5 protein-coding genes are annotated in these 6887 nt (G+C 72.8%); 1 reads left to right on the forward strand and 4 read right to left on the reverse strand.

Going from position 1 to position 6887, the window contains the following annotated elements; all coding sequences use genetic code 11:
• On the reverse strand, positions 1–1167 hold a 1167-nt coding region (locus VFZ20_RS07715), incomplete at its 3' end, for a condensation domain-containing protein (RefSeq protein ID WP_329683271.1).
• A gap of 677 nt (positions 1168–1844) precedes the next feature.
• Between VFZ20_RS07715 and VFZ20_RS07720 the strand changes: the two genes are divergently transcribed.
• On the forward strand, positions 1845–3065 hold the full coding sequence (locus VFZ20_RS07720) for a PLP-dependent aminotransferase family protein (protein ID WP_329683272.1): 1221 nt from the start codon (positions 1845–1847) through the stop codon (positions 3063–3065).
• 124 nt (positions 3066–3189) lie between these two features.
• Here the strand turns inward: VFZ20_RS07720 and VFZ20_RS07725 are convergent, their stop codons facing one another.
• From VFZ20_RS07725 to VFZ20_RS07735, 3 genes are all read right to left on the reverse strand, one after another.
• The gene (locus tag VFZ20_RS07725; protein ID WP_329683273.1) at positions 3190–4482 is read right to left on the reverse strand and encodes a hypothetical protein; all 1293 of its coding nucleotides are present in this window, start codon (positions 4480–4482) and stop codon (positions 3190–3192) included.
• 322 nt (positions 4483–4804) lie between these two features.
• Positions 4805–5497 (reverse strand): aspartate/glutamate racemase family protein, encoded by a 693-nt coding sequence (locus VFZ20_RS07730; protein WP_329683274.1) that lies wholly within the window; start codon positions 5495–5497, stop codon positions 4805–4807.
• Between the two features lie 188 nt (positions 5498–5685).
• On the reverse strand, positions 5686–6887 hold a 1202-nt coding region (locus tag VFZ20_RS07735), incomplete at its 5' end, for a hypothetical protein (protein WP_329683275.1).

Below are 6887 nucleotides of genomic sequence, written 5' to 3' on the forward strand. Positions count from 1 at the left end.
CAGCCGCAGCAGCCGCGCGCGGAACAGCGGCCCCGCCACGAGGTCGAACGGCCGCGCGACCTCGTCCGCCACGCGCCGGCGCACCTCGTCGTCGCGCTCCGACGCGCCCGGGGCGGACAGGTCCTCCACGGGGAGCGTGAAGCCGGCGAAGGGCGCCACGCCCTGCACGGGCGCGCCGTCCTCCTCGCGGACGACGGTGCGCAGGGCCTCGTGGCGGCGGACGGTCTCGCCCAGGGCGCGCTCCAGGGCCTCCACGTCCAGCGCGCCCTCCAGCCGCAGGGCCACGGGGACGTTGAAGAAGGCGCCGCCGGGCTGCAGCCGGTCCAGGAACCACAGCCGCTCCTGCGCGAACGAGAGCGGCAGGGGCGCCGCGCGGTCCACGGGGACGATGGGCGGCAGCTCGGCCGCGCGCAGCCCGCCCACGCGCCGGGCCAGCTCGGCGACGGTGGGCGCGTCGAACAGGGCCCGCAGGGGCAGCTCCAGCCCCAGCACCTCGCGGATGCGCGACGCCACGCGCGTGGCCAGCAGCGAGTTGCCCCCCAGCTCGAAGAAGCTGTCGTGCACGCCCACGCGCTCCACCCGCAGCACGTCGGCCCAGACCGTCGCCAGCACCTCCTCCAGCGGCGCGCGCGGCGCCGCGTACTCCGCCCCGTCGCGGTCCATCGGATCACGATTCATGGCGTCACGATCCACCGGGTCGATGCGGAGGGCGGGGATGCGCACCCGCGCCTCGGCCGCGCCGCCGTCCAGCGCCTCCAGCGTCAGCACGCGCCAGGGACCGGCGGGGAGCGACGCCGCGAGCTCCGCGTCCGCCAGCAGCAGGGAGACGGAGGCGTCCGCCAGCGCGGCCGCCACGTCCTCCGGCGCGGCGGCCGCGTCCAGCGGCAGGCAGGCGCCGCCGGCCTTCCACACGGCCAGGGACGCCACGAGCGCCTGGGCGCGGGCCCGCACGCAGACGGCCACGCACACCTCCGCGCCCACGCCGCGCGCCCGCAGGGCCTGGGCCGCGCGGGCCGAGCGCCGCTCCAGCTCCGCGTAGGTCACGCGGCCGTCGCCCACCACCGCGGCGGCGTCGGGGACGATCGACAGGTCGGCCGTGGGGGACCACGGCTCCGCGGGGAGCGCCAGGCCGTCGGGATCGCTCGAGACGTCGAAGGTGAGGGACATCGGGGGATACTTCAGAAGTTCGGGGAACGCGTGGACGCGGTCGCGAAGGGGGATGCACCCGGAGCGCACCTGTCCCCGCACGCATCCGCACCCGCTGCCCGGAGGGCGGGCGCTCCACGCGCGCGAGGGCGACGGACGGGGAATCCACGACGCCGTTTGAGTGTGCCTACATATTGGGTCCTCTACCGTGTGTACGTCAAGCCATGGCCGCCCGCGTATTTAGGGTCCTTGTCTCACCTGATCCCGCACCGTAACCCGTACTCCCTCCGTGTGCTCCCGGAATCGGCTGCAGGCCGCATCGACCACTCCGTAGCCGTTGCGCGCGAAATCCCTCGCACCCGCCAAACCCGGACGGAGAGCGCCTGGATCGTCTTGCACATCCTCCGTCTCTTCAACATTTTTCGCATGTGCGACGGGATCAGGCACAGGACGGGGCGCCCTCGGCGGTACCCGCGGCGTTCCTCCCTCGCCCGCTTCATCGAGCCGATTTCATCCCCCGGGCGCAGTCGCGCACAGGTGAGCCGGCAGGCGGCCCATCTCACGCGTGGCGACAGTTTGCGCGACCCTCCAGGCAAATCAGCCGACGTGTGGATGCCTTTCAGCGGCGGCGCAATGAGAGCGCAAACGCCTGACGACACGCATCCGTCCCCCACCTGACGAAGATGAAAGGCGAGATCATGTCCGCACCGGCCCCGTCGAAGCACGAGTTTCCCTTCGCGGCGTGGACGCGGGAGGTCCGGCAGAGCGCGCTGCGCGAGATCCACACGCTGCTGGCGCGCCCCGGCCTGCTGAGCTTCGCGCTGGGGATGCCCGCGGCGGAGCTGTTTCCCGTGGCGGAGTACGCGCGCGCCGCGCAGCACGTGCTGCGGGCGGACCCCGAGGCGCTGCAGTACGACCTTCCCCTGCCCCGCCTGCGCGCCCACGTGGTGGCGCTGATGGCCCGGCGCGGCGTGGCGTGCACGGAGGGCGAGGTGTTCATCACGAACGGGGCGCAGCAGGCCATGAGCCTGCTGGGCCAGCTGCTGGTGAGCCCCGGCGGCACCGTCGTCACGGAGCAGGTGACGTACGACGGGATGCTCAACTCGCTGCGCCCCCTGCAGCCGCGCGTGCTGACGGTGCCCACCGACCCGCAGACGGGGATGGACGTGGACGCGCTGGAGGCGCTGCTGGCCGGCGGCGAGCGCCCGTCGCTCGTGTACACCATCCCCGAGGGCCACAACCCGCTGGGCGCCACCCTCCCCGCGGCGTCGCGGCGTCGGCTGGCGGCGCTGGCGCGGGACTACGGCGTGCCCGTGATCGAGGACGACGCGTACGGCCTGCTGCGCTACGACGCGGACGCGCCGCCCACGCTGCGGTCGCTGGAGCCGGAGTGGGTGCTGTACATGGGCTCGTTCAGCAAGATCATGGCGCCGGGGCTGCGCGTGGGCTGGGTGGTGGCGCCGGAGCCGGTGGTGCGGCGGCTGAGCATCCTCAAGCAGGGCGGCGACCTGGACGTGAGCAACTTTGCCCAGCGCACGCTCACGGCGTACCTGGACGGCGATCCCCTGGACGCGCACCTGGCACACCTGCGGGCGGAGTACGCGGCCCGGCGCGACGCCATGCTGTCGGCGCTGGAGGAGCACTTTCCGGCGGAGGCGCGCTGGAGCCGCCCGTCGTCGGGGATGTTCGTGTGGGTGGAGATGCCGCGGGAGGTGGATACGGCGGTGCTGCTGCGCCGCGCGGTGGAGGAGGCGGGCGTGGCGTTCATCCCCGGGCGGGCGTTCTGCGCGGAGGGCGGCGTGCGGGGCGTCAACGCCATGCGCCTGAACTTCTCGCGTTTGTCGGCGGAGCAGATCCACGAGGGCATCGCCCGCCTGGGCCGCGTGCTGCATCCCCCCGCCGTGCTCGCCTCCGTCTAACGGACCAACTGCATTTTCACGCAGAGGGAGCAGGGGCAGCAGAGGATTTCATCGCGCGATGAAGTCCTCTGCTGCCTCTGCTCTCTCTGCGTGAGAAAATCAGTTTCCGTTCAGCCGTTCAACCTCAGCAGCCGTAGCCCGGACGGCACAGGTTGGTCAGCGCGCCTAGGTCCGCCTCGATGCCCGACAGGCGGCTGGAGTACGTCGTCGTGTAGTCCGTGCCGGGACCGCCCCACATCACGCCGTGCAGCTGCACGTCGTTCTCCGCCGTGCCGCTGCCGCCGATGTACACGAACACCGGCGAGCCGCTGTCGCCGCCCTCCGACCACACCTTGGAGATGTCCTGGCAGCGCAGGCTGCCGATGGTCACGCACGAGTTGGTGACCTGGCCGTACGTGCTGCCGCTGGTGCGGCCCGTCTTGTCCAGGTAGCTGCCCACGGGAAGGGTGCCCGTGTAGCGGCCGATGACGTCGTACTCGCCCGTCACCGTAAGCCCGCCGGCCGCGCCCGTGGCCCACGCGGTGCGCGCGATGCCGCCCTGGCCCACCGTGCGCGTGCCGTTGTTGCTGATGTACGCCGCGTCCGCCTGGCGGCAGCTGGCCACGCCGCTCACGCAGGCGTACAGCCCGCGGTCCGCCACCTCGTGGCCGATCTGGTTCCCCGACGCCACCGTGTTCTGGTAGATGGCGATGCCGTCCGTGGCGTACTGCGTGCCCGTGCAGTGCGAGTTGGTGACGTAGATGTTGGCCCCTGTGGACACGCGCCTGGCGTTGAAGCCCAGCGTGCACAGGTACTGCCCAAAGGCGATCTGGATGCCGCCCACCGTCGTCGTGAAGCGGTCACGCACGGTGGCGCGCACCTCGGGACGCTGCTGCGTCTGCACGCCCAGCGCCGCGCCGGGAATGCCCAGGCGGGCCGCCTCGGAGCGCACCGCCGCCGTGGCCGACGCGTCCGCCACGCCCACCAGCACGCGGTTCTGCACCTCGTCCACGTCCACCAGGAACACGTCCGGGTTGCGCTGCATGAGCGGCGTGATGGCCTCGGCCCAGTCGTGCAGCTGCGCGAAGTCGTACGACGCCGCCGCGAACTCGGGCTGCGCGGGGGCGCCGGCGTGGCGGCCGCGCCGCGCCGCGATAAAGTGCTGCGCCAGGTACCGCTGGGCCGCGCCGCGCTGCGAGGGGTCCGTCAGCCGCACCACGGGCGTGCCGTCGTCCTTGAGGTAGAAGCCGGCAAAGCCGGGCACCTCGGCGCGGGCCGCCCGGGCAAACTCGTCGTCGGGCGTGTGAAAGGCCTGGGGGGCGGCCCGGTCCAGCCCGGCGTCGGCCGGCTCGGGGGCGAGGCCCGCGTCGGGGGTGTCGCAGGCTGCGGCGGCCAGCAGGGCGAGGACGACCGCGGGAACGGATTTGTTGTACCGCATGTGCTCCCTCTCGAGGGGTGGGGTGAAGGGCGCCGAGGGGCGGCGCCCCTTCATCAATTATCTGCGGATAAGGAGTATGCCGCAAGTAGTAGCGGGAATTGGATTCCTCCTTTCAAACGACGCCTGTCGTCCGGACGCCCCCCGCTCCACGAACAAGCGCTGCCAGGGGTAATTCGGCCAGGAGGTTACGGATTGCTCACGTCGGAGATCGCCGGCGGACAGGCCATCAGTGGGTGACTGGTTCGCAGATCGTTGCGTCCCGTCCGGAGCGATGGAACGGCTGACCGGGCGCGGAGGAATCGATCTCCTCCGCGCCCCTCGGTCAGGCCGCGCGCAGACGCGCGACGAGGGCGTCCACGTGCAGCGCAGTCGTATCCAGCACGGGCAGGCCCGCGACGGATTCGCCCGTCAGCAGCAGCGGCAGCTCCGTGCCGCCCAGGATGACGCTGTCCGCCTGCTCGCGGTCACACAGGCGGCGCACGCGGTCCACGAAGCCCTGGCGCGTCCCGTCGCGAAAATCGCCGCGCAGCAGCTCCTCCACGTAGCGCGCGTGGATCCAGGCGCGGTCGTCCTCGTCCGGGATCACCACGTCCACGCCGTGCCGCGCGCACACGGCGGGGTAGAAGGGCGCCTCCATGGTAAAGCGCGTGCCCAGCAGGAGGGGGCGCCGCACCCCGCGCCGGCGGGCCTCCGCCGCGCACACCTCCACGATGCTCACCAGGGGCACGGGCGAGCGCGCCGCCAGCTCGTCGAACACCACGTGCGGCGTGTTGGCCGTGAGCGCGGCGAAGTCCACGCCCGCGCCCGCCAGCCGCCGCAGCGACGCCCCCAGGTACTCCACGAGCGCGGGCCGGTCCGTCTCCACCAGCCGCAGCCCCAGCCGTACGTCCACGCTGTCGATGACGATGGACGGCGCCGTCCCGGGCTCCAGCCGCTCCCACGCGGCCAGGATGCGGCGGTAGTAGTCGATCGTCGATTCCGGCCCCAGCCCGCCCACCAGTCCCACGCTTTTCATCCGGCGGATCCTCCGTTCCCGTTTCTCCCATGGCCACTCCAGCGGCCCCACGCGGACACTACTTCTAGCGGTGGACGGGATGCGGCGCCAGCAGGGGTCTCGCGGGAGAGGACGACGACGGGCCCGGCCGCCACGCGGCCGGGCCCGTCCTCCGTCACGCCGGCCGACTCAGGCCTGCGGATCCGTCCTCAGCACAGGCCGTTGCTGCACAGGCCGTAGAGGGGGCCCAGGTCCCACTCGATCCCGCCCAGCCGGCTGGAGTACGTCACGTTCCAGTTGCCGTTGGGGCCGCCCCACAGGATGCCGTACAGCTCCGCGTCGTAGCCGCTGGCGCCGCCGATCCACGACACGATGGGCGAGCCGCTGTCGCCGGGCTGCGACCAGATGTTGGAGATGTCCTGGCACACCAGGTTGCCGATGGTCACGCACGACTGCGTCACCTGCCCGTACGTGGAGCCGCTCGTGCGCCCCGTCTTGTCCAGCCACGTCCCCACGGGCGCGCCGCCCGCGTACCGGGCCGTGATGTTGTACGTGCCGTTGATCGTCAGCCCGCCCGGCGCGCCGTAGCCCCAGGGCGTGCGCGCGATGATGCCCGACAGGATGCCGCGGTTGTGCGACTGGTAGATGTACGCGGCGTCCGCCTGGCGGCACTGGAAGCCGGTGCCGATGCAGTCGTACAGGCCGCGGTCCGCGATCTCGGTGCCCACCGAGTTGCCGGCCGCGACGGTGTTCTGGTAGAGGGTGCTGCCGTCGGGCCCAAAGTAGGTGCTGGTGCAGTGCGAGTTGGTGACGAAGATCCAGTAGCCGTCGCGGAAGGCGTTGAACCCCTGCGTGCACAGCCCCACGGACGAGGCGATCTGGATGCCCCCCTGCAGGTTGGGGTGCCAGTCCTGCACGGTGATGCGCGGCTCGGGCCGGGGCTGCGTCTCCACGAACAGCGCGTCGCCCGGCACGCCGACGCGCGCGGCCTCGGCCCGCACGGCCGCGATGGCGCCCGGGTCCGCCACGCCCACGCGCACGCGGTTCTCCACCTCGTCCACGTCGATGGTGTACACGTCGCTCCGCGAGGTGGCCAGCGCGGCCAGCGGGTCTGCCCACTCCTTGAGCTGCGCGAAGTCGTACTTCGCGTCGCGGAACACAGGCCGCTGCGGGGCGCCGGCGTTGCGGCCGCGGCGCGCGCCGGCCAGCTCGCGGGCCAGGTACCGCTCCGCCGCGCCGCGCTGCCGCGGGTCCGTCAGGCGGATGACGGGCGTGCCGTCGTCCTGCAGGTAGAAGCCGGCAAAGCCCGGCACCTCGGCCCGCGACACGCGGGCCAGCTCGTGGTCCGTCGACCACGGCTGCTGCGGCCGCCCCGCGGCCGGGGCGGACGCCCGGTCCCGGGCGGGCCCGC

Source organism: Longimicrobium sp., from assembly GCF_036280135.1.
GTDB lineage: Bacteria > Gemmatimonadota > Gemmatimonadetes > Longimicrobiales > Longimicrobiaceae > Longimicrobium.